Source organism: Sphingobium sp. JS3065 (assembly GCF_026427355.1).
Lineage (GTDB): Bacteria > Pseudomonadota > Alphaproteobacteria > Sphingomonadales > Sphingomonadaceae > Sphingobium.
Map to the genome: position 1 here is coordinate 2509151 of NZ_CP102664.1, position 21295 is coordinate 2530445.

Sequence of the window (21295 nt, forward strand, 5' to 3'; positions counted from 1 at the left end):
CGCTTGTCTTAGCGGCGACTTTCCCCGCCGTCACGCCCGGAGCGAGCCTGATGAGCGGAAGCGACAGATGCGAAATGTCAGGAAGTGGCCAGACCAGGACATTCCTTCTCCCTTGAGGGAGAAGGATACGAAGCCTTGGCGACGAAGGAGCCTAGGCGGAGTTGGATGAGGGGGAGCGGGCCTGCGGCCCGCGCGATCCTGTGGATCGCACCCCCCTCACCCAGCTACGACTAAGGCAGCAAGCTGCCAAGTCTGCGCAACCCTCTCCCTCAAGGGAGAGGGATTTGGAACGTCCGCCCTCCACCCAAATCGGCCCTAGATCAGCCCAGCCAGAGGACTGGACGGGTCGGCATACATGCGCTTGCCCATGCGCCCGGCGCGATAGGCCATGCGGCCCGCCTCAACCCCCGCCTTCATCGCGGCGGCCATCAGCACCGGGTCTTTCGCTTCGGCAATGGCGGTGTTCATCAGGACGCCCGTGCAGCCCAATTCCATCGCCTGCGCCGCTTCCGAAGCCGTGCCCACGCCCGCATCGACCAGCACCGGGAGCTTCGTGCCCTCGACGATCAGCCGAATCGTCACGCGGTTCTGGATGCCCAGCCCCGAACCGATCGGCGCGCCCAGCGGCATGATCGCCACCGCGCCCGCATCCTCCAGCCGCTTCGCCGCGATCGGATCGTCGACGCAATAGACCATCGGCTTGAAGCCTTCCTTCGCAAGGATTTCGGTCGCTCGCAGCGTCTCCACCATGTCGGGATAGAGCGTCCGCGCCTCACCCAGCACTTCCAGCTTGACGAGATCCCAACCACCCGCCTCGCGCGCCAGGCGCAGCGTGCGGATCGCTTCCTCCCCGGTATAGCAGCCCGCCGTATTGGGCAGATAGGTGATCTTCCTGGGATCGATAAAATCCGTCAGCATCGGCGCCTTGGGGTCCGACACGTTGACGCGCCGCACCGCCACGGTGACGATCTCCGCCCCCGAAGCCGCGACCGCCGCCGCATTCTGCTCGAAATCCCTATATTTGCCCGTGCCGACGATCAACCGCGAGCGGAAGGTCTGGCCCGCAACGGTCCAGCTATCCTCGACCGAAGACAAATCGCCACCCCCCACAAAATGCACGATCTCCAGCTCATCGCCGTCCTCCACCCGCACGTCCGCCAGCGTCGAACGCGGCACCACCTCCAGATTGCGCTCCACCGCCACCTTTTCCGGCGCGAAGCCCAGTTCGCTCGCCAGTTCCGCCAGAGTCATGCCGCCGCGCACCCGGCGATGCTCGCCATTGATGTGGATCGATATAGTTCCGTCGACGCTCAAATGCTCTGTCCTGTCAAACAAGGTGTCTCGACTTGGCGCGACACGAAGGGCTAAAGATCAGCGCGCATATAGGGGCTGCAGTGCCCCGCTCGCAACCATAAGGGGACCGCCATGGCCGAAACGCGCAAAATCTATGTCCTGAACGGTCCCAATCTCAACATGCTGGGCACGCGCGAGCCGGAAATCTACGGCTACGACACGCTGGACGACATCGCCGAGCGGATGGAGGACGCCGCTGGCCGCGCCCATGTCGAGATCGATTTCCGCCAGTCCAACCATGAAGGCCATCTGATCGACTGGCTGCAGGAGGCGCATGCGGAGGGTGCCCATGCCGTGCTCATCAATCCCGGCGGCCTTACCCACACCTCCATCGCGCTGCACGATGCGATCAAGGGCATCACGGTTCCGGTGATCGAAATCCACCTTTCCAACCCTCACGCGCGCGAGCCTTTTCGCCACAAAAGCTATGTCGGCATGGCGGCGAAGGGAACCATCGCGGGCTTCGGCGCGATGTCCTATATGCTGGCGCTGGAGGCTGCCCTCGAACTGTAGCTCATCGCTCAAAAGTTGCGCTTCGCCTGAAATGCGCATAGGCGCGACCGTCAGAAACGAAATTCACCGTCCAGGGACACATAATGAACGACAAGGCTGAAAAGGGCGCAATGCAGGTGGATGTTCAACTGGTGCGCGATCTCGCCGCCCTTCTCGATGACACCAACCTGACGGAAATCGAGGTGGAGGACGGCGACCGCAAGATTCGCGTCGCGCGGAAGGCCGGCAACGGCCATGGCGCGCCGGCCTATATCGCCGCGCCCGCTCCGGTGACCGCCGCCCCGGTCGCCGCCGCCGCTCCTGCGGAGGCCGCCACCCCTGCCGCGGCCGCCAATGCGATCCGCTCGCCCATCGTCGGCACCGCCTATCTCGCCGCCGAACCCGGCGCCGCGCCCTATGCCGCCATCGGTTCGACCGTGAAGGCGGGCGATACCGTCCTGATCGTCGAAGCCATGAAGGTCATGAACGCCATCACCGCGCCCCATGCCGGCACGGTAAAGGCCGTGCTGGTCGATAACGGCCAGCCGGTCGAATATGACCAGCCGCTGATCGTCATCGAATAAGGCCGCGCAATCTTATGGCCATCGAAAAGCTGCTGATCGCAAACCGGGGCGAAATCGCCCTGCGCATCCATCGCGCCTGCCATGAAATGGGCATCAAGACGGTGGCGGTCCATTCGACCGCCGACGCCGACGCCATGCATGTGCGCCTTGCCGACGAGGCGATCTGCATCGGCCCGCCCGCGGCCAAGGACAGCTATCTGAACGTCGCCGCGATCATCTCCGCCGCCGAAATCTCCGGCGCGGACGCGATCCATCCGGGCTACGGCTTCCTGTCGGAAAATGCCCAGTTCGCGGAAATCGTGGAGGCGCACAACATCGCCTTCGTAGGGCCGAAGCCCGAACATATCCGCATCATGGGCGACAAGGTGGAGGCGAAGCGCACCGCGGGCGCGCTCGGCCTGCCGCTGGTCCCCGGCTCCGACGGCGCGCTCAGCAGCATCGAGGAAGCGAAGGAAGTGGCCGCGAAGATCGGCTATCCCGTCCTCATCAAGGCCGCGTCGGGCGGCGGCGGTCGCGGCATGAAGGTCGTGCCATCCGAAGACCTGCTCGAAACGTCGATGAAGCAGGCGGGTTCGGAAGCGAAGGCAGCCTTTGGCGACGACACCGTCTATATGGAAAAATATCTGGGCAACCCCCGGCATATCGAATTCCAGGTCTTCGGCGACGGCAACGGCAATGCGATCCATCTGGGCGAGCGCGACTGCTCGCTCCAGCGCCGCCACCAGAAGGTGCTGGAGGAAGCGCCTTCCCCCGTCCTTTCCGCCGCCGAGCGCGACCGGATGGGCGAAGTGGTGCGCAAGGCGATGGCCGACATGGGCTATCGCGGCGCGGGCACGATCGAATTCCTGTGGGAAGATGGCGAATTCTACTTCATCGAGATGAACACCCGCCTGCAGGTGGAACATCCGGTGACGGAGATGATCACCGGCGTCGACCTGGTCCGCGAACAGATCCGCGTGGCGGAGGGCAGGCCGCTGTCGGTCGAGCAGAAGGATCTGGTCTTCTCCGGCCACGCCATCGAATGCCGCATCAATGCCGAAGATCCCCGCACCTTCGCGCCGTCGCCGGGAACCGTCACCAGCTATCATGTGCCGGGCGGCATGCATGTCCGCGTCGATAGCGGGTTGTATCAGGGCTATAAGGTGCCGCCTTATTATGACAGCATGATCGGCAAGCTGATCGTCTATGGCCGCACCCGCGAAGGCTGCATCATGCGCCTCAAGCGCGCGCTGGAGGAATATGTGATCGAGGGCATGAAGACCACGATCCCGCTCCACCAGAAGCTGCTGACCGACCCGGATTTCCTCAACGGCGACTATACGATCAAGTGGCTGGAGGATTGGCTGGCGAAGGACGAGCAGGCGTGAAGGCCACCATCTGGCACAACCCACGCTGCTCGAAATCGAGGGCCGCGCTGGCGATCCTGGAAGGGACGCCGGGGGTTGAGGTCGAGGTGGTGGAATATCTGAAGACCCCGCCCAGCCGCGCCGAAATCGAAACGGTGCTGGCCAAGGCGGGCGTCCGCCCCTCCGAAGCCGTCCGGAAGGGCGAAGCTGTGGTGAAGGAAATCGGCCTTGACGTCACGAACGACAAGGCTGTCCTCGACGCGATGGCGCAGCGCCCGATCCTGATCGAACGCGCCATCGTCATCACGGAGAAGGGCGCAGTGATTGCGCGGCCGCCGGAACGGGTGAGCGAAGTCCTCTAAGGGATATGTTCTGCGGCTCCCAGTCTACATAGCTTCTGCCGATCAGTTAGAGCCTTCGGTGAATAGATTGAATTGCGGGATTTCCAAGGCTGTTTGGATGTGATTCAAGCTGAGGGCTGGGTATGGAGGCCAGCCCTTATGCCACGATCCTATTCTCAAGATTTGCGAGATCGGGTGGTCGACGCTGTGGTGCGGGGCGGCGAGAGCCGACGCTCGGCCTCACGCCGTTTTGGCGTGAGCGAGGCATCAGCGATCAAGTGGGCGCAGCGCTACGAGCGCGTTGGTGACCGGCGCTGTGCGGGAACGGGCGGGCATCGTCCATCGAAGGTGAAGCCCGAACGAGACTGGCTTCTGGCGGCGATCGCGACCGAGCCGGACATCACGCTGTCGGCCCTGTCAGCAAAGCTTTTGGTCGAGCGGGGGGTCCGTGCGGACACGAGCATGCTATCGCGCTTCTTCATCGGCGAAGGTATCAGCTTCAAAAAAAGCGTGCTGCCCAGCGAACAGGATCGGCGTGACGTTGCCCGCCGACGGGCGAGCTGGAAACGATATCAGGGTCGGCTCGATCCGCGCAGGCTCGTCTTCATCGATGAGACGTGGGCCAAAACCAACATGACCCGCACGCATGGCCGCTGCCGCCGGGGCGAGATGCCGTGACGTTGGAGACAGCGGTGCAGTGACGAGCGCGTCAGGTGCGGAATGCTGGCCTGCAGGGCATAGAGGCAGTCGTCCAGCGGAAGCAGCGTGTGCCGGCGGAAGGCGACGATCACCGCTTCCTCCTCGATTGACAGCACGGTCGATCTCGCGACCTTGGGGCCGGTGGGTAGATCGGCGGGGGCAGTCCGCTTCTTCCTACTTGGCGACGGTCTTCTGGTTGATGCCGTAGCGCTTGGCCAGCGTCCTTAGGCTCGCTTGACTATGCTGTATCGCTCGACGCACTGCCTCAGTCGTTGTGGCGCTCCCATGGAGTACCTGGCCCATAGCGCTTCCTGCCAGATGACAGTGAATAATGCACCATTAAACCCTGGGATCAAACACCTAGGACATCCCTTAACGGGAGGCAGGAGTAGTTTGGCGCCTTGTCCAAGAGGGTACGGGATCAACCAGAAGAGCGTCGCCAAGGGGAAAAAGCGCACGGCAGTCGAGGATTTTCCCAACTGGCCCCACCGATGTTCATTCGACGGTGCTGAGTATCGAGAATGAGGCGATTATCGTCACGTCCGCAAGCACATATTGCTCCCATAGGACGACTGTCTCCACGTCTTGCAGGCGAATATCCCGCGCCTGCCGCGCTCGTCCCTGCATCACTGCCTGCCTTACGCCATTCACACCGTGCTGACAGACAATGGCACCCCGTTCACCAACCAGCCCGCCACGAAATCGCATTCGACCGCAACGGTAAAAGGCCCGCTACGCCAGTCGCGCAGCGGGCCTTTTCAGTGCGTGAAGCAGCAGGCGGGCAGTGCCGCGCTGGAACTCTCCGGCTGATCTGGCCGAAGGGCTGTCAGTGCTTATTCGCCATCATCCTCCGCTTCGGGTCCGGCCATCATCCCTTCGGCGACTTCCTCGGTCTTGCCGCGGATCGCCTTTTCCAGGCGTTCCGCCATTTCGGGATGTTCTTTCAGATAGGTTTTCGCATTTTCCCGACCCTGGCCGATGCGGACCGAGTCATAGGAGAACCAGGCACCCGACTTCTCGACCAGCCCGGCCTTCACGCCGATGTCGAGCAGTTCGCCGATCTTGGACACGCCCTCGCCATACATGATGTCGAATTCGACCTGCTTGAAGGGTGGGGCAACCTTGTTCTTGACCACCTTCACACGGGTCGCATTGCCGACAATGTCCTCGCGGTCCTTGATCTGGCCGGTGCGGCGGATGTCGAGGCGAACCGAGGCGTAGAATTTGAGCGCATTGCCGCCGGTCGTCGTTTCCGGATTGCCGTACATGACGCCGATCTTCATGCGAACCTGGTTGATGAAGATCACCAGACAGCGCGAGCGGGAGATGGAGCCGGTCAGCTTGCGCAGCGCCTGGCTCATCAGGCGGGCCTGCAGGCCGACATGGCTGTCGCCCATCTCGCCCTCGATTTCGGCGCGCGGCACCAGCGCCGCGACCGAGTCGATCACCAGCACGTCGATCGCATTCGACCGCACCAGCGTGTCCACGATCTCCAGCGCCTGTTCGCCGGTGTCGGGCTGCGATACGATCAGTTCGTCGATATCGACGCCCAGCTTCTTGGCATAACCGGGGTCGAGCGCATGTTCCGCGTCAACGAAGGCCGCGATGCCGCCGATCTTCTGCGCTTCGGCAATGGCGTGCAACGCCAGGGTGGTCTTGCCCGAACTTTCCGGGCCGTAAATTTCCACGATGCGCCCACGCGGCAGGCCGCCGATGCCGAGCGCGATGTCCAGCCCCAACGATCCGGTCGAGATCGATTCGATCTCAATCTTCTCGCGGCTGCCCAGCTTCATCGCCGAACCCTTGCCAAAGGCACGGTCGATCTGGGAAAGGGCCGCTTCCAATGCTTTCTGTCTGTCCATTGTCCCTGTCTTCTTGGAATCGATGAGTGAGAGCATTGCGGTCATCGGCCTATCCCCTGTCAAGCGGAACACGCCGATTCATGTGGCGCGTGGCCACCATGTATCCTGTTTGTTCTAATGGAACAAGAGGGGAACGGAAATTTCTTATCCGACCCCCAGGGCCTTGTTCAGCGCCCGTTCGACCGCGCCGATCGTGAAGGGCTTGGCCAAGGTCGGCCGGGTCGCGTGACCGGTGGGCAGATCGTCGGCCATGCCGCCCGTCGCGAAGATGAAGGGGATGCCGCTCTGCGCCAATATGTCCGCCACCGGCCAGCTTTTCTCGCCATGCAGGTTGCAGTCGAGCAGCGCCGCGTCGAACCCGCCCTCTCGCGCCTTGGCGCAAGCCTCATCGACCGACTCGGCAATGGCGTGCAGCCGGTATCCCAACGTGTCGAGATAATCCTCCAGCATCATGCCGATCATTGCTTCATCTTCGACGATCAGGATGGTCTTGCCGTCAGACATGCTTGCGGTCCCCAATTATGCCTCCCATCGCCCCTGACGCGGTTTCCCCCAGCATAATCGCCGAAGGGACGGAGAAGTTCATTCCCCACTTCATTCCGCCGTCGGTCGCGTCGCCAGTGCATCCCGTGCCGCTTCCGCCAACTGACTGACGGAAAAGGGTTTTGGCAGAAAAGCGACATTGGCGATGTCGATCGATTTGCGCAACTGTTCCTCCGCATATCCCGACATGAAAAGCACCGGCAGGTCGGGATGGGCGGCCCTGGCCCGCGCCACCATGGACGGGCCGTCCATGTTCGGCATCACCACGTCGGAAATGAGCAGGTCGATCTTCTCCCCGCCATTGAGCACCTCCAGCCCCTGCTCGCCGTCATTGGCGGTCAGCACCTTATAGCCCTGCCGCGTCAAAGCGCGTTCGGCGACGGCGCGCACCATATCCTCATCCTCCACCAGCAGCACCGTGCCGGTGCCCCAGGTTTCGCTGCGACGGACAGGCGCCTTGGGCTGGGCGGCCTGATCGGCATCGGCGCCCTGATAGACCGGCAGGTAGATGACGAAGCTCGCCCCGCGCCCCAGTTCCGACTCCGCGAAGATGAACCCGCCCGACTGCTTGACGATGCCGTAGACGGTGGAGAGGCCAAGGCCCGTCCCCTTGCCCAGTTCCTTGGTGGTGAAGAAAGGCTCGAAAATCTTCGACAGGATGTCGGGCGGAATGCCCAGGCCCGTGTCCGACACCCGCACCGCCGTATAGTCGGCGGGCGGCAATATGTCCGACCGCATCTCCCGCACCTTGGCGGCAGGCACGGCATAGGTCTGGATGTTGAGCGTGCCCCCGTCCGGCATGGCGTCACGGGCGTTGACGGCCAGATTGACGATCACCTGCTCCAACTGGCCGGGATCCGCCCGTACCGCGCCCAGGTTGCGGCCATGGGTGACTTCCAGCTTCACGCTCTCGCCCAGCAGGCGCTTCAGCAGGTTGGAGACGTCCGCGACGATGTCGGGCAATTGCAATATCTGCGGCCGCAACGTCTGCTGGCGGGAAAAGGCCAGCAATTGCCGCGTCAGCCCCGCCGCCCGGTTGCTGTTCGACTTGATCTGCTGAATGTCGTCATAGTCGCTGTCGCCGGGCGTATGGCGCATCAGCATCAGGTCGCAATGGCCGATGATCGCGGTCAGGATATTGTTGAAGTCATGCGCCACGCCGCCCGCAAGCTGGCCGATGGCCTGCATCTTGGTCGCCTGCGCCACCTGTCGCTTGAGCTTGCTCTCCTCGCTATTGTCCTTGAGGGACAGCAGCACTGCCGCCTCCCCCAGCCCGCGCACGCCCGCCAGGCTGAGCGCGATCGGCTCGTCGGGCTGCTCGCGCATGCGCACGGCCACGTCGCCCGACATTTGCGGGCCCACGGCAAAGCGCCGCACCGCGTCGGCCACCGCCGCCTGATCCTCCCGCACGACCAGATCGCCCGGATAGCTCGGCTTCTCGCCTTCCTTGAGGCCCGCCGCCCGCGAAAAGGCCTTGTTGAGGAACAGCACCCGCCCGTCGCGATCCGCCATGGCCAGACCAAAGGGCAGCAGCGACAGCAGCGTCTCGATATAGGAAAGCGCCGATGTCCCGCCCGCATTGCCCGCCGGTTCATCGATCAACAGCAGCAGCATCGGTCCATCCTGCGCGCCCGATTGCGCACCGACCGGCTGAGCCGCGCGCTTCAACGGCACTTGCAACAGCCGCAGCGGAATGCCGCCCGATTCCTCCCGCGCCAGGAACAGCCGGGCCTTGTCGTCCACTCGCATATGCGCGGCGAAATCGCGCCCGGTGATGTTGGCATCGATCCGTCCGGCGGCGCGCAGCAGGAAGGCGCCATTGGCCGCCCGGATGCGCCCTTCGCCGCCGATCATCACCGCCATGATGCCCGCTTCGCCCAATTGGCGCCCGGCCTCCCCGGTCAGCAGGCGATACACGTCGTCCAGCGCGCTGGGCTGGCGCACCGGCGAAAAGCGCCACAGCAGATAATCCTCCGACCGGCCCGTGCGGCCGATGAAGGCGTCCAGCCGCAACGCGCCCTGAACGATCCCCTCGACCCGCGCCTCGCCATCGCGCCAGGCGGCGCGGGCGGCATTGCCCAGATGGTCGGCCAGGGCGGCATCGCCGGTGATGAGCGGCGGCGTGGGAAATCCGGGGAACCACTCCCCGAACAAATCGCTGGCGCAGACCAGCCGTCCGGCGCGGTCGGTGACGGCGATCGCCATGCTGGATGCGTCCGCCGCCGCCCGCGCCACTGTCCAGTCAGGCACCGCCTCTCCCACCGCCGCTTCCTGCGGATGGAGCTTGCGATACCAGCTCAGCAGAGCCGCCCCGGCCAACACCGCGGCGCCGAATCCAGCGCCCAGCGTCCAGTTCCCGACGGCATAGACGACCAGCCCGGCGGAAATCAGCGCCAATCCGATCAGCAGGGGCAGACCCAGAGGCGATGGCCGGTCAGCCGCCCAAGCGTCTCCATCCCTGATCACACGCGCCCCCTGCATTCACAATGGATTGCCTCGTCCCCGGCATCAGGCCGAAGCGATTTCCTCCAATGCGCTGCTTTCGCGTGCCTTGCCAATCCTCAATTTGCGCGCATGCCATTTCCGGCCCATGCGATGGCGCCAGATCCAGTCGGCCAGGAAATAGCCGACCACCGCGAAAGCCAGCGAAATCAGCGCCAGCCCCACCAGCATCGCCGGCGCCGCTTCGGAAAAGAGCCAGGCGCACCAGTCGCGGATGGAGGCATGCTTGTCGACCAGCGCCATGAAGCCGGAGGCATCCGCCGTCCGCCCCAGCATCCAGTTGCCCATCCAGACCGATGCCATCAGGAACAGCGGTGTCGTCGCCGGATTGGAAAGAAAGGTCATCGCCGCCGCCAGCGGGATATTCGCCCGAAACGGCAGCGCCAGCAGCGCCGCGCCCGCAATCTGCACGCCGGGGATCAGCAGGAAGATGCCGACCAGCAACCCCAGCGCCACGCCACGCGGCACCGACCGCCGGGTAAAACGCCACAAGGAAGGCTCCAGCACCCGATGCGCGACCGGGGCCAAAAAGCGGTTTTCCTCCAGAGACTCGCGGGTCGGGGCATTGGCATGCCACCAGCGACTGAGCCTGTTATCCATCAGCCATGCGCCTTCATGATGCGCTGCTGATCGCGCTTCCAGTCGCGTTCCTTGATCGTTTCGCGCTTGTCATGGGTCTTCTTGCCCTTGGCCAGCGCCAGTTCGACCTTCGCCTTGCCCCGGCTGTTGAAATAGATCGACAGCGGCACCAGCGTCATGCCCTTGCGCTCCACCGCGCCGTGCATGCGGGCGATCTCCCGCTCGTGCAGCAACAGCTTGCGGGGGCGCTTCGGTTCATGATTGAAGCGGTTCCCATGACTGAATTCGGGGATGTTGCTGTTGACCAGCCACACCTGCTCGCCCTTCACCTCGGCATAGCTTTCCGCGATATTGCCCTCGCCAAAGCGCAGCGATTTGACCTCGGTTCCTTGCAGGGCGATGCCCGCCTCGAACACATCCTCCAGGAAATATTCGAAACGCGCACGCCGGTTTTCGGCGACGATCTTCTTCTTGTCGAAGGCTTCGGGACGGGGACGGGCCATCAGTCTTTTCTAAACTTCCGTTCGTGTCGAGCGCAGTTGCATCCCGGACGCACCGCGCCCGGTCCTTATTCCAGGCACGCGTCCCGAAAGGACAGGATATGGGGACGGCGCGGCCTTATACCAGTCCGGCGATCTCCAAAGCCCGGTCGACAGCGGCGCGGCTCGATTCCGTCGGCCAGGTGATCGGCAGTCGGACGTCGCCGGGCATGTCGGGCCGGACGCGCGTAAGGGCATATTTGACCGGGCCGGGTGAAGAGTCGCTGAACAGGGCATCGTGCAGCGGATAGAGACGATCCTGGAGCGCCAAGGCACCATCCCAATCGCCGCTCGCAATCGCTTTCTGGAAATCGGCGCACAGGCGCGGCGCGACATTGGCCGTGACCGAAATGCAGCCCTTCCCCCCCATGGCGTTGAATCCCAGCGCGGTTTCGTCATTCCCGGAAAGCTGGCAGAAGTCGGGACGGCAGGCGAGACGCTGCGCGGTGACCCGCCCCAGATTCCCGGTGGCGTCCTTGATGCCGACGATAGTCTGAAATTCCTCCGACAGGCGGTGGATCACCGGCACGCCGATATCGGTGATGGTGCGGCTGGGCACATTGTAGAGCAGGATCGGCAGGGAGCAGCGCTCCGCCAGATAGGCGAAATGCTGATAGACCCCCTCCTGATTGGGCTTGTTGTAATAGGGCGCGACCACCAGCGCCGCATCGGCGCCCGCCGCCTGCGCCGCGAACATATGTTCCAGCGCGATTCGCGTGTCGTTCGACCCGCAGCCCGCAATCACCGGCACGCGGCCCGCCGCCTGGTCAACGCAGATGGCGATGACGCGATTATGCTCCTCGACCGTCATGGTCGCGCTTTCCCCGGTGGTGCCGCAGGGAACGAGCGCGCTGCTGCCTTCCTCGATCTGCCAGTCGACAAAGGCGCGAAAAGCCGCCTCATCCACCGCCCCGTCGCGAAAGGGTGTGATCAGCGCCGGAATCGACCCGGAAAACATGGCAAAGAAACTCCTTCAATTCACCGGGATTCCGGGGCATCATAGCGTCAAATACACGAACGGCGCGCTATAGCGCGTCATTCATGGCCTGATAAGGATGCATTTGCGATCATGTCTAGTAGGCTGTCGCCCTCCTCTTCTGAAACTGTCATGATTCGTATGCCCTTGATTGCCCTTCTCCTTTTCACCGCAGGTGCCAGCGCCCAGACGGAGACGCCCGCGCCTCCGCCCGCTTCGGCCTATCCGCGGGGCGCGGTCGTGCAGCCGATTCCCCGCTCTACGGAGCCGAGTCCCTGGCAGCAGGCGCAAAGCCGAATCGGCGTGGCGAGCGATCCCGCCATCTCCGGCACGATCAGCCAGTGGCGCGCGCTTCAGCAGAGCGACGGGCTGGGGGCTTCGACCTATATGAGTTTCATCATGGCGAACCCCGGCTGGCCGGGCGAGGACCGGATGCGGCGGCTGGCGGAAACGGGCATCAACCCCAACAGCTACGATCCGGGGCAAGTCGTCGCCTTCTTCGCCCGCTTCCCGCCGCGCACCGCGACCGGCAACGCCCGTTACGCGCTGGCGTTGTTGCAGCAGGGCCGCACCGGCGAAGCCCGGATCGCGGCGCGCAACGCCTGGGTCGGCGGCACGCTCTCGCCCGATGACGAAACGCGGCTGCTCTCGCTCTTCGGCTCCGGCTGGACCTCGGTGGAGCATGACCTGCGCGCCGACGCCCTGCTGTGGAAGGGCGACATGTTCGGCGCGCAGCGGATGCTGGCCTATGTCTCCCCCGCCCGCCGCCCGGTCTATGATGCGCGCATCGCCCTCCGCCAGAAGGCGCCCGACGCCGCGGCGAAGATGCAACTGGCCGAAGCCGTGGGCGCGACCGACGCGGGCTTCATTGCGGACAAGGCAAGCTGGCTGCTCAACACCGGCAACTGGATCGCCGGACGCCAATATCTCGCCAACCGCCCGGCGTTGACCTTCCGGCCGGGCGATGCGGAAAAATGGTATGAGGTGCTGCTGACCCAGGCCCGCGCCGCCGCGAACGACAGCCAGTGGAGCTTCGCCTACGGCATCGCCAGCAAGCTGGACGACGCCTATCTGCCCGGCACCGACGTCAACACGCGGCCCATCGGCGAGCGCGACGATTATACCAGCCTCGCCTGGCTGGCAGGGTCGACGGCCTTCTACAATCTCAACAAGCCGAAGGACGCGGTGGAGATGTTCCGCCGCTACGCCACCGCCGCCAAATCGCCGCAGACCCAGTCCAAGGGCTTCTATTGGGCGGGCCGCGCCGCGCTCCAGGCGGGCGACGCCGCAACGGCGAACAGCTATTTCACCCGTGCCGGCGCCTTCCCGGACCAGTTTTACGGCCAACTCGCGCTTGAGCGGCTGGGCAGCCCCATCCCCGCCCCTGCCGCTGTCGAGCGCCCGGTCGAAATCTCCGCGGCGGAGCGCGCCGCCTTCGCCAATCGCTCGGTCGTCCGCGCGGTGAAGGCGCTGGGCCAGATGGGTTATTGGGAGGATCAGAGCAAATTCGCCCGCGCCATCGCGAACAATGCCGACAGCGACGCCGACCATTATCTGGCGGTGGAACTGGCGCAGAGCATCGGCCGCCCCGACATGGGCGTTATGGTCGGCCGCCGCGCCGTGTCGAGCGGCCTCACCGGCTATGGGGAAAGCGCCTTCCCCCGCGTGCCCGTGCCATCCGAAGCGCAATCCAACTGGACCATGGTGCACGCCATCGCCCGGCAGGAAAGCCAGTTCGACCGGCAGATCGTCAGCCATGCGGGCGCCCGCGGCCTGATGCAGTTGATGCCCGGCACGGCGCGCGAGCAGGCGGGCAAGCTGGGCTTGAGCTATGATGCCAGCGCGCTCAACGATCCCAGCTACAACATCATGCTCGGCTCCTCCTATTTCCAGCGGATGCTCAACTATTATGGCGGCAGCTATCCGCTGGCGGTCGCGGCCTATAATGCCGGGCCGGGCAATGTGAACCGCTGGATCGCCGCCAATGGCGACCCCCGCTTGCCGGGCGCCGACATGCTGCGCTGGATCGAGCAGATCCCGCTCTTCGAGACGCGCAACTATGTCCAGCGCGTGCTGGAAAATGCGGTGGTCTATGAGGCGATGAACCCTGGGCGCGCCCGTTTCCGGGGAACGTCGACGCCGCTGTCCAGATATCTCGGCAAGCAGACACCGGGCTGAACTTGGTTTATGGGCTGGGCATGAGCACCGCCCACCCCAATTACATCACCCCCGAAGGCTTCGCGAAGCTGCGCGCCGAATATGACCAGTTGCTCGGCGTCGAGCGTCCGAAGATCGTGGAAGTGGTAAGCTGGGCCGCGGGCAATGGCGACCGCAGCGAAAATGGCGACTATCTCTACGGCCGCAAGCGGATGCGCGAGATCGACGGGCAATTGAAGCGCCTGTCCCGCAAGATGAAGGACGCCAAGGTCGTCGATCCGCGCCAGCAGCCCGACAAGAGCAAGGTCTATTTCGGCGCCACCGTCACCATCGCGGACGAGGACGACAAGCACCGCACCGTCACCCTGGTCGGCAATGACGAGACGGAGGCCAGCGCAGGCCGCATCGGCTGGACCACCCCCATCGCCCGCGCCCTGCGCGGCGCGGCAGTCGGCGACCTGCGCCGCGTGACGCTCCCGGCGGGGGAGAAGGAATATGAGGTGATGGCGATCAGCTATCCGGAGTGATGACGGGCCAATCCAAGGCATTCCCCTCCCGTAAACGGGAGGGGGAACGACGGCTGACTACCCAAAACCGTCGAAGCATCCCCGCTAATCATCCCGCCGCAATATCACGTTGAGCCGCTCCATCACCTCGGCGATCGGTTCGACCACCGTCACGCTGCGTCCCTCTCCGAAACGAATGCGTGTCCCGTCTGTGACCGATGAAACGAAGGTGACCTGCGCGGCATTGACGGCGGTTTCGGTCCGGTCGGCGCCAACGAACATGACGAGCATGCATCCTCTCCTTCTTGATGGAAGGAGAGCCTAACCCGAAACCCGTCCGAAGCCAGCCCTTTTCCGGTTACGCCGCCTGAATCGCCCGGATGAACGCGCTGGCGCGATCATCCAGCCGGTGCGCTTCGTCCGACAGACGGCTCGCCGCGTCACGCATGGCCCGTGCACCTTCCACCGCCGCGCCCGCATTGACGCTGATCTGGCTGGCGCTGGCGCGGATGTGCCCGCTGGCCTCCCCCGCCTCCTCCACGCTGCCTGCGATCGCCCGGCTGAAAGCGCCGTGGCGCGCCACCGCCTGGAATACGGAAGCCGACAGCCGGTCGGCCGTCGCGATCGCCGCATCCATGTGCGCATGGCCCTGCGCCACATGGCAGACCGTGGCGCGGATATGGTCGATCCGCCGCGCAATCTCCGCCGCCGCGTCGCGAGTCTGCCCGGCGAGCGATTTCACTTCCCGCGCGACCACTGCAAAACCCCGCCCGGCATCCCCTGCGCGCGCCGCCTCGATCCCCGCATTGAGCGCCAAGGTCGTCGTCGCCCGCGCAATCGCGTCGATCAGCGCGGTCACTTCACCGATCCCGTCGGCCTGCGCACTCAGCGTCCGCGTCTGCGCCGCGCCCGATTGCGTCTGGTCGACGGCGTCGCGAATGGCGGCTCCCGCCTCGCGCACTTCCTCCTCCATCGACTGGAACAGCAGCCCCAATTCCCGTCCGGACGCCGCGATGCCTGACAGATTGTCCGCCGTCTGGGCCGCCGCCACCGCCATGCCCGCCGAAGCATGGCCATTATGCGCCGACCGCTCCGCCGCATCCTCCGCCAGCCGTGAGAGCATGTCCGCCATGGACACAAGGTCCGCGATCAGAGTCTGGATATCGCCCCGGAAGGTCGCACTCTCACGTGTCACCATTTCCAGCCGTTCGACCCGCGCCAGCGCCACCTGCGCATCCCGCTCCGCCGCCAGCTTGAGCAGAAGCTGCCCTCCGGCAATCCCGGCATAGCAGTCGCCATCCACCACGATCAGCCCTTCGCAACCCTGCCCCTGCGCGGCATAAAGGTCGATCAGCGTCTCTATGCTGGCGCGCCGCTCGACCGTCGCGCAAGGCCGCACATGATCGTCCAGCCGCCCGCCGAAACTGGGATTGCGCAACAGCGCATGACCGAAGGGATTGAACAGGATGCGCCGCATGTCACGCTCGTATATCGCGCCCACCGGCCGGTCCGCCCCATCCAGCACCGGCAGCAGCCGCAGCGCGGGGTCATGCTGGAAATGATCGACCGCCTCGCTGAGCGGCCGCCCCAACCGGATCGCCGGACTGGGCGTCACGGGAACAAGGCCCGTCCCATGGGGCGGGATCGGCGTCCGCGGGGATCGGTCGAGCATTGGCGGCGCGTACATAAACGCCGAATAAGCCCCTAATGGTAAACGAGCCGTTAGGATTTGATGACAATTTTGTTACAAATGATTGTTTTTACGATATTTTCTTATAACCATAGGCCTTGGCGGCCAGCTTCACGACTTCCGGGTCGGCCTCCGGAAAATCCATCGGGACCAGCTTTTCCAATCGCCTGGCCACATGATCCAGGGCCGCGATCCGCCCGGCGCCGCGATGATTATTGTCGATCGCCTGCCAGGGCGCCGCCTTCGTATCGGTCTTGCGGAACATGTCGTGCATGGCGCCCAGATAGTCCGCCCGCTTCGCCCGGTTGCGATAATCTTCAGCACCCGTTTTCCACCGCTTCCAGGGTGTGTCGAGCCGCTGCGCAAGCTGTTCGTCCTGCACCTCCTGCGTAATGTGGACGAACAGTTTGACGATGTTGGTCCCGGCATCGACCTGCTGCTTTTCGAAGGCGTTGATCTCCTCATAGGCGCGCTTCCATTCGCCCTTGGAGCAGAAGCCCTCCACCCGCTCGACCAGCACCCGGCCATACCAGCTCCGGTCGAAGATCGCGATGTTGCGCCCCGCCGGCAGCCGTGTCCAGAAACGCCAGAGGAAATGCCGGTCGCCCTCCTCCTCGGTCGGCGCGGAGATCGGATGGACCCTGTAATAGCGCGGATCCCATTGCGCGGTCATGCGCTTGATGATGCCGCCCTTGCCCGCCGCGTCCCACCCTTCGAGCAGGATGACGCTGCGCCGGTCGTGGATGATGTGCGCGACCTGAATCTTGGCGAGCCGTTTCTGCAATTCGGCCAATGTCGCCTCATAGTCGCCCTTGAACTTCGCGCCCTTCTCATAATCGGCAAGGTCGATGGCCATCCGTCCCTCCGGCAAAAGCAAAGCCCCGCCCCCGTTAGACTATGGGGGCGGGGCTTTAACAAGGGACGAATGAAAGCGGTCAGGCCTTCGTCTGCGGCTCCACGACCCGGATGCTCAGTTCCCGCAACTGCTTGAACTCCGCCGCGCTGGGCGCGCCCATCAGCAGGTCTTCTGCGCGCTGGTTCATTGGGAACAGCGTGACCTCCCGCAGATTCTGCGCCCCGCAGAGCAGCATCACGATGCGGTCGACACCTGCCGCCATCCCGCCATGCGGCGGCGCGCCATATTGGAACGCCCGGTAAAGCCCGCCGAAACGTTCCTCCACATCGGCCTGGCTGAGACCCACCTTCTCGAACGCCTTGACCATCAGTTCCGGCGACTGGTTGCGGATCGAACCCGAAGCGATTTCATAACCATTGCAGACCATGTCGTACTGATAGGCGTTGATCGTCAGCGGATCCTGATCGTTCAGCGCGTCAAGCCCGCCCTGCGGCATGGAGAAGGGGTTATGCGCGAAGTCGATCGACTTGGTGTCCTCATCATATTCGTAGAAGGGGAAGTCGACGATCCAGCACAGTTCGAACCGGTCCTTGTCGATCAGGTCGAGCTGCTCGCCCACCCGAATCCGCGCCAGACCCGCCAGCTTCGCCGCCTGGCTTTCCTTGCCCGCCGCGAAGAACACGCCGTCATTCGGTCCCAGCCCCAGCGCCTCGATCAGCTTGGCCGTCCGCTCCTCGCCATGATTCTTGGCGATGGGGCCGCCGGGCACGCCATCCTTGATGTTGATATAGCCAAGGCCCGAATAACCTTCGGTCCGCGCCCAATTGTTCATGTCGTCGAAGAATTTCCGGCTGCCAGCGCCAGCACCCGGCGCCGGGATGGCGCGGATCACGCTGCCGCTCTCCACCAGCGAGGCGAAGATGCCGAAGCCCGACTCCACGAAATGATCGGTGACGTCGGTGATCAGGATCGGGTTGCGCAGATCGGGCTTGTCGCTGCCATATTTCAGCATCGCTTCGGCATGGGGGATGCGCGGGAAGCTGCCGGCGGGAGTCACCGGCTTGCCGTCGGCGAACTGCTCGAACACCTGCGCGATCACCGGTTCCATGGTGTTCCACACATCTTCCTGCGTGACGAAGCTCATCTCGAGGTCGAGCTGGTAGAATTCGCCCGGCAGGCGGTCGGCGCGGGGGTCTTCGTCGCGGAAGCAGGGCGCGATCTGGAAATAGCGGTCGAAGCCCGCGACCATCAGCAACTGCTTATATTGCTGCGGCGCCTGCGGCAGGGCGTAGAATTTCCCCGGATGGATGCGGCTGGGCACCAGGAAGTCGCGTGCGCCTTCGGGGCTGCTCGCGGTCAGGATCGGCGTCGAATATTCGGTGAAGCCGATGCCTTCCATGCGGCGGCGCATGTCGGAAATGATCTTCGTCCGCTTGACGATGTTCGCGTGCAACGTCTCGCGCCGCAGGTCGAGGAAGCGGTAGCGCAGGCGGATGTCCTCGGGATATTCCTGCTCCCCCGCCACCGGCAGCGGCAGGTCGGCGGCGGCGGAAAGCACCACGGCGTCCAGAGCGCGAATCTCGATCTCCCCGGTGGGCAGATTCGGGTTCACGGCCTCCCTGGCGCGGGCGACGACCCTGCCGGTCACGGTCACGACGCTTTCGGCGCGCAGCGATTCGATCACCTGGAACACCGGCCCGTCGACTTCGGTGACGATCTGCACCATGCCATAATGGTCGCGCAGGTCGATGAAGACCAGATCGCCATGGTCGCGCTTGCGGTGCACCCAGCCGGACACGCGCACCTCGTCGCCGACTTCGGCCGAGGTCAGGGCGCCGCAATTATGGGTGCGATAGGCATGCATGGCGATCTATTCTTTCAGCTACGTTTTACGGAAATGACAAATTGTTGCAGCGCCGCTATGGGCAGTCTTGTCAAGCATTGACCAGCCCGTGCGCGACGGGCCAGCCCATAATAAGATCGAAGACCATATGCAAATCCATCCGCTGATTACCGACAGCAAGACTCTCGCTTCATTCTGCGCCCGGATCGCCAAGTCGCCCTACATCGCGGTCGATACCGAGTTCATGCGCGAAAACAGCTATTGGCCCGACCTCTGCCTGGTGCAGGTCGCGGATTCGAACGAAGCCGCCGCCATCGATCCCAAGGCGCCGGGGCTGGACCTTTCCCCCCTGCTCGACCTGATGGTCGACAATGAGGATGTGCTGAAGGTCTTTCACGCCGGTGGGCAGGATCTGGAGATCATCTATAATCTGACCGGCAAGACGCCGCACCCGATGTTCGACACGCAGATCGCGGCGATGGCGCTAGGGCTGGGCGAGCAGATCGGCTACGGCAACCTGGTCGACGCCTGGCTGGGGGTGCAGCTCGACAAGGGCGCGCGCTTCACCGACTGGGCGCGCCGCCCGCTGGACAAGCGGCAGATCGATTACGCCATCGGCGACGTCACCTATCTGATCCAGATTTTCCCCAAGATGCTGGAGGAACTGCGGCGCACCGGGCGCGGCGACTGGCTGGACCAGGAGATGGAGCGGATCAGCGATCCCTCCAATTACGAGAACGACCCCCAGGAAGCATGGCAGCGCGTCCGCATCGCCAGCCGCAAGGCCGATGTCCTTGGCCGCCTGAAGGCCCTTGCCGCCTGGCGCGAGATAGAGGCGCGGGACAAGAACCTGCCACGCGGCCGCATCGTCAAGGACGAGACGCTGGCCGACATCGCCAGCCACCCGCCGCGTAGCCAGGAAGATTTGGGCAAAGTACGCGGCCTCTCCGCCACCTGGAAGACCAACGATATCGGCAACCGCCTGATGCTCGCGCTCGCAAGCCACACGCCGCTCGCCAAGGAGGAGATGCCTGAGCGCGATCCCAAGCGCCCCGGCCTGGGCAAGGACGGCGCGCTGGTGGCCGACCTTTTGAAGCTGCTCCTCAAAATCCGCTCACGCGACATCAATGTCGCGGCGCGCCTGATCGCCCGCAGCGACGATATCGACGCGCTGGCGGCGGGCGTGCGCGAGGATCTCTCGATCCTGGAGGGCTGGCGCTATGAGCAATTTGGGCGCGATGCCGTCGATCTGGTCGAAGGCCGCCTCGCCTTCGCAGTCCGGAACGGTCGCCTCAAGATGACCCGCACGGAATAGGAGCCAGGACGGATGCGGACGACGGGGCTGATTTTGCTTCCTCTGCTGGCCGCCTGCACAGGCGCCCAAGGCCCCGCCACGCCACCGCCGCCCACAGCCGAAAGATCGTGCCGCGACGAAGGGCTGGACCGGTTCGTGGGCCAGACCGCCAGCGCGGATCTTGGCGCGCGATTGCTCAAGGCGTCGGGCGCCCGCACCCTTCGCTGGGGCGCGCCCGGCATGGCGATGACCATGGATTTCCGCCCCGACCGGCTGACCGTCAGCTATGATGGGAACATGGCGATCACCTCCGCCCGCTGCGGCTGAATCCTCCCCCGTCCGAAACGACGCGGATCACGGAGAGATGCTTGGGCATATCCGCGCCGCCGTCGCGCTCAACACTCCAGCCCGATCAACGTCCCGCTGCCGATCCGCCCGACATAGCGCTTGCCGTCGATCTCCAGCCAGTCGGGCGTCACCTCCAGCCGCCGTCCCCTGATGGTGGTGCGCAGATGCTCCACCGCGATCCGGTTGCGCGCCACGATGCGCAGCACCGCCAACCCCTCGCCCCGCGCCGCCATCATGCTGTAGCGGTCGCCGCGCAGCAGGAAGTGCCAGCTACCGTCGACCGGCATCCATTCATTGCCGTTCACGACCTGCACCGGCTCGCCATCGGGGCCGCCCATGCGCACGCTGATTCGCGTCGCCCCATTGCTCCGGCGCGGCGGGGCGAAGATCAGGATCGGCTCCCCATCCAGCATCAGCGGGATCGGCGTGTCCCTCAGCAATTGCGAACCGCCCATGATCAGCGTCGGCAATTCCGGCGAAAAGGGCAGGCGGTCGCGCGCGAAATGGCGCTGCCGCACGACCGGGTTGGCATGGAAGCCCTGCACCTGCGTCGGCGTCAGCCGCCCTTCCTCGACCAACCCATGGCAGGTCGGGCAAAGCAGCGTCACGCCATGGCTTTCAGGCAGTTGCAGATAACGGTAAATGGTCACGCCGCAGCGGACACAAGCGAAACCGCAAGTCTGACGGACTTCGTCCTGCTGCTGCACGGTCAGTTCCGGCAGCGACGGCATCACACGAAAGCCCATGCACGACGACCCCTTGCACGCCTGCCCGCGCCACTGCGG

General features: G+C 64.5%; 21 protein-coding genes and 2 pseudogenes. 10 read left to right on the plus strand and 13 right to left on the minus strand.

Going from position 1 to position 21295, the window contains the following annotated elements; translation table 11 throughout:
* Nucleotides 1-315: 315 nt before the first annotated feature.
* The gene (thiS, locus tag NUH86_RS12235; protein WP_267249767.1) at nucleotides 316-1314 is read right to left on the minus strand and encodes a sulfur carrier protein ThiS; all 999 of its coding nucleotides are present in this window, start codon (nucleotides 1312-1314) and stop codon (nucleotides 316-318) included.
* Nucleotides 1315-1425: 111 nt separating this feature from the next.
* Here thiS and aroQ point away from each other — a divergent pair, with 111 nt between their 5' ends.
* From aroQ to NUH86_RS12260, 5 genes are all read left to right on the plus strand, one after another.
* Entirely contained in the window at nucleotides 1426-1866 is a 441-nt protein-coding gene (gene aroQ, locus NUH86_RS12240; protein ID WP_267249768.1) for a type II 3-dehydroquinate dehydratase, read from the plus strand.
* Nucleotides 1867-1949: 83 nt separating this feature from the next.
* On the plus strand, nucleotides 1950-2429 hold the full coding sequence (accB, locus tag NUH86_RS12245; protein ID WP_267249769.1) for an acetyl-CoA carboxylase biotin carboxyl carrier protein: 480 nt from the start codon (nucleotides 1950-1952) through the stop codon (nucleotides 2427-2429).
* A gap of 14 nt (nucleotides 2430-2443) precedes the next feature.
* Nucleotides 2444-3796, plus strand: coding sequence for an acetyl-CoA carboxylase biotin carboxylase subunit (gene accC / locus NUH86_RS12250; RefSeq protein WP_267249770.1), 1353 nt, complete (start codon nucleotides 2444-2446; stop codon nucleotides 3794-3796).
* Entirely contained in the window at nucleotides 3793-4137 is a 345-nt protein-coding gene (gene arsC / locus NUH86_RS12255; RefSeq protein WP_267249771.1) for an arsenate reductase (glutaredoxin), read from the plus strand. The genes accC and arsC overlap by 4 nt, the downstream gene beginning before the upstream one ends.
* Nucleotides 4138-4311: 174 nt before the next feature.
* Nucleotides 4312-4794, plus strand: a complete 483-nt coding sequence (locus NUH86_RS12260; RefSeq protein WP_267252200.1) for a hypothetical protein — start codon at nucleotides 4312-4314, stop codon at nucleotides 4792-4794.
* Here the strand turns inward: NUH86_RS12260 and NUH86_RS12265 are convergent.
* Nucleotides 4782-5118: pseudogene (locus NUH86_RS12265) on the minus strand (IS481 family transposase); the annotation flags it as partial. The gene NUH86_RS12260 and the pseudogene NUH86_RS12265 overlap by 13 nt on opposite strands.
* A gap of 108 nt (nucleotides 5119-5226) precedes the next feature.
* Between NUH86_RS12265 and NUH86_RS12270 the strand changes: the two are divergent.
* Nucleotides 5227-5451: pseudogene (locus NUH86_RS12270) on the plus strand (IS481 family transposase); the annotation flags it as partial.
* Between the two features lie 197 nt (nucleotides 5452-5648).
* On the opposite strand, the gene recA reads toward NUH86_RS12270, so the two are convergent.
* From recA to dapA, 6 genes are all read right to left on the minus strand, one after another.
* A complete protein-coding gene (gene recA / locus NUH86_RS12275) occupies nucleotides 5649-6722 on the minus strand; it encodes a recombinase RecA (protein ID WP_323748986.1) in 1074 nt (357 codons plus the stop codon).
* Between the two features lie 99 nt (nucleotides 6723-6821).
* Nucleotides 6822-7181 carry a response regulator gene (locus NUH86_RS12280; RefSeq protein WP_267249773.1) on the minus strand — a complete coding sequence of 120 codons (360 nt, stop codon included), beginning with the start codon at nucleotides 7179-7181 and terminating at the stop codon, nucleotides 6822-6824.
* 90 nt (nucleotides 7182-7271) lie between these two features.
* A complete protein-coding gene (locus NUH86_RS12285; RefSeq protein ID WP_267249774.1) occupies nucleotides 7272-9701 on the minus strand; it encodes a PAS domain-containing sensor histidine kinase in 2430 nt (809 codons plus the stop codon).
* A 27-nt stretch (nucleotides 9702-9728) separates the two neighbouring features.
* Nucleotides 9729-10322 carry a DUF2062 domain-containing protein gene (locus tag NUH86_RS12290; RefSeq protein ID WP_267249776.1) on the minus strand — a complete coding sequence of 198 codons (594 nt, stop codon included), beginning with the start codon at nucleotides 10320-10322 and terminating at the stop codon, nucleotides 9729-9731.
* Entirely contained in the window at nucleotides 10322-10804 is a 483-nt protein-coding gene (gene smpB / locus NUH86_RS12295) for an SsrA-binding protein SmpB (protein WP_267249777.1), read from the minus strand. Before smpB ends, NUH86_RS12290 begins: the two co-directional genes overlap by 1 nt.
* Nucleotides 10805-10919: 115 nt before the next feature.
* On the minus strand, nucleotides 10920-11798 hold the full coding sequence (gene dapA / locus NUH86_RS12300; protein WP_267249778.1) for a 4-hydroxy-tetrahydrodipicolinate synthase: 879 nt from the start codon (nucleotides 11796-11798) through the stop codon (nucleotides 10920-10922).
* Nucleotides 11799-11957: 159 nt separating this feature from the next.
* Here dapA and NUH86_RS12305 point away from each other — a divergent pair, with 159 nt between their 5' ends.
* Both NUH86_RS12305 and greB read left to right on the plus strand, forming a co-directional pair.
* Nucleotides 11958-13994 carry a transglycosylase SLT domain-containing protein gene (locus NUH86_RS12305; protein WP_416365368.1) on the plus strand — a complete coding sequence of 679 codons (2037 nt, stop codon included), beginning with the start codon at nucleotides 11958-11960 and terminating at the stop codon, nucleotides 13992-13994.
* Between the two features lie 20 nt (nucleotides 13995-14014).
* Nucleotides 14015-14500: a transcription elongation factor GreB gene (gene greB / locus NUH86_RS12310; protein WP_267249781.1), complete on the plus strand. Its 486-nt coding sequence runs from the start codon at nucleotides 14015-14017 to the stop codon at nucleotides 14498-14500.
* An 84-nt stretch (nucleotides 14501-14584) separates the two neighbouring features.
* Here greB and NUH86_RS12315 read toward each other — a convergent pair whose 3' ends face one another.
* From NUH86_RS12315 to aspS, 4 genes are all read right to left on the minus strand, one after another.
* Nucleotides 14585-14770, minus strand: a complete 186-nt coding sequence (locus tag NUH86_RS12315; protein WP_267249782.1) for a hypothetical protein — start codon at nucleotides 14768-14770, stop codon at nucleotides 14585-14587.
* A gap of 67 nt (nucleotides 14771-14837) precedes the next feature.
* Nucleotides 14838-16151, minus strand: a complete 1314-nt coding sequence (locus NUH86_RS12320; protein ID WP_267249784.1) for a methyl-accepting chemotaxis protein — start codon at nucleotides 16149-16151, stop codon at nucleotides 14838-14840.
* A gap of 88 nt (nucleotides 16152-16239) precedes the next feature.
* A complete protein-coding gene (locus tag NUH86_RS12325; protein WP_267249785.1) occupies nucleotides 16240-17025 on the minus strand; it encodes a polyphosphate kinase 2 family protein in 786 nt (261 codons plus the stop codon).
* 79 nt (nucleotides 17026-17104) lie between these two features.
* A complete protein-coding gene (gene aspS, locus NUH86_RS12330) occupies nucleotides 17105-18889 on the minus strand; it encodes an aspartate--tRNA ligase (RefSeq protein WP_267249786.1) in 1785 nt (594 codons plus the stop codon).
* A gap of 127 nt (nucleotides 18890-19016) precedes the next feature.
* Here aspS and rnd point away from each other — a divergent pair, with 127 nt between their 5' ends.
* Together rnd and NUH86_RS12340 are read left to right on the plus strand one after the other, a co-directional pair.
* The gene (gene rnd / locus NUH86_RS12335) at nucleotides 19017-20183 is read left to right on the plus strand and encodes a ribonuclease D (protein ID WP_267252127.1); all 1167 of its coding nucleotides are present in this window, start codon (nucleotides 19017-19019) and stop codon (nucleotides 20181-20183) included.
* A gap of 12 nt (nucleotides 20184-20195) precedes the next feature.
* Nucleotides 20196-20489: an I78 family peptidase inhibitor gene (locus NUH86_RS12340; protein ID WP_267249787.1), complete on the plus strand. Its 294-nt coding sequence runs from the start codon at nucleotides 20196-20198 to the stop codon at nucleotides 20487-20489.
* A gap of 68 nt (nucleotides 20490-20557) precedes the next feature.
* Here NUH86_RS12340 and NUH86_RS12345 read toward each other — a convergent pair whose 3' ends face one another.
* A complete protein-coding gene (locus NUH86_RS12345) occupies nucleotides 20558-21241 on the minus strand; it encodes a hypothetical protein (protein ID WP_267252128.1) in 684 nt (227 codons plus the stop codon).
* Nucleotides 21242-21295 lie beyond the last annotated feature (54 nt).

Bases quoted from the DNA above. Each gene is read 5' to 3' on its own strand.
- aroQ (WP_267249768.1), top strand. From the start codon at position 1,426: ATGGCCGAAACGCGCAAAATCTATGTCCTGAACGGTCCCAATCTCAAC.
- accB (WP_267249769.1), top strand. From the start codon at position 1,950: ATGAACGACAAGGCTGAAAAGGGCGCAATGCAGGTGGATGTTCAACTG.
- accC (WP_267249770.1), top strand. From the start codon at position 2,444: ATGGCCATCGAAAAGCTGCTGATCGCAAACCGGGGCGAAATCGCCCTG.
- recA (WP_323748986.1), bottom strand. From the start codon at position 6,722: ATGACCGCAATGCTCTCACTCATCGATTCCAAGAAGACAGGGACAATG.
- NUH86_RS12280 (WP_267249773.1), bottom strand. From the start codon at position 7,181: ATGTCTGACGGCAAGACCATCCTGATCGTCGAAGATGAAGCAATGATC.
- NUH86_RS12285 (WP_267249774.1), bottom strand. From the start codon at position 9,701: ATGCAGGGGGCGCGTGTGATCAGGGATGGAGACGCTTGGGCGGCTGAC.
- NUH86_RS12290 (WP_267249776.1), bottom strand. From the start codon at position 10,322: ATGGATAACAGGCTCAGTCGCTGGTGGCATGCCAATGCCCCGACCCGC.
- smpB (WP_267249777.1), bottom strand. From the start codon at position 10,804: ATGGCCCGTCCCCGTCCCGAAGCCTTCGACAAGAAGAAGATCGTCGCC.
- dapA (WP_267249778.1), bottom strand. From the start codon at position 11,798: ATGTTTTCCGGGTCGATTCCGGCGCTGATCACACCCTTTCGCGACGGG.
- NUH86_RS12305 (WP_416365368.1), top strand. From the start codon at position 11,958: ATGCCCTTGATTGCCCTTCTCCTTTTCACCGCAGGTGCCAGCGCCCAG.
- greB (WP_267249781.1), top strand. From the start codon at position 14,015: ATGAGCACCGCCCACCCCAATTACATCACCCCCGAAGGCTTCGCGAAG.
- NUH86_RS12315 (WP_267249782.1), bottom strand. From the start codon at position 14,770: ATGCTCGTCATGTTCGTTGGCGCCGACCGGACCGAAACCGCCGTCAAT.
- NUH86_RS12320 (WP_267249784.1), bottom strand. From the start codon at position 16,151: ATGCTCGACCGATCCCCGCGGACGCCGATCCCGCCCCATGGGACGGGC.
- NUH86_RS12325 (WP_267249785.1), bottom strand. From the start codon at position 17,025: ATGGCCATCGACCTTGCCGATTATGAGAAGGGCGCGAAGTTCAAGGGC.
- aspS (WP_267249786.1), bottom strand. From the start codon at position 18,889: ATGCATGCCTATCGCACCCATAATTGCGGCGCCCTGACCTCGGCCGAA.
- rnd (WP_267252127.1), top strand. From the start codon at position 19,017: ATGCAAATCCATCCGCTGATTACCGACAGCAAGACTCTCGCTTCATTC.
- NUH86_RS12340 (WP_267249787.1), top strand. From the start codon at position 20,196: ATGCGGACGACGGGGCTGATTTTGCTTCCTCTGCTGGCCGCCTGCACA.
- NUH86_RS12345 (WP_267252128.1), bottom strand. From the start codon at position 21,241: ATGCCGTCGCTGCCGGAACTGACCGTGCAGCAGCAGGACGAAGTCCGT.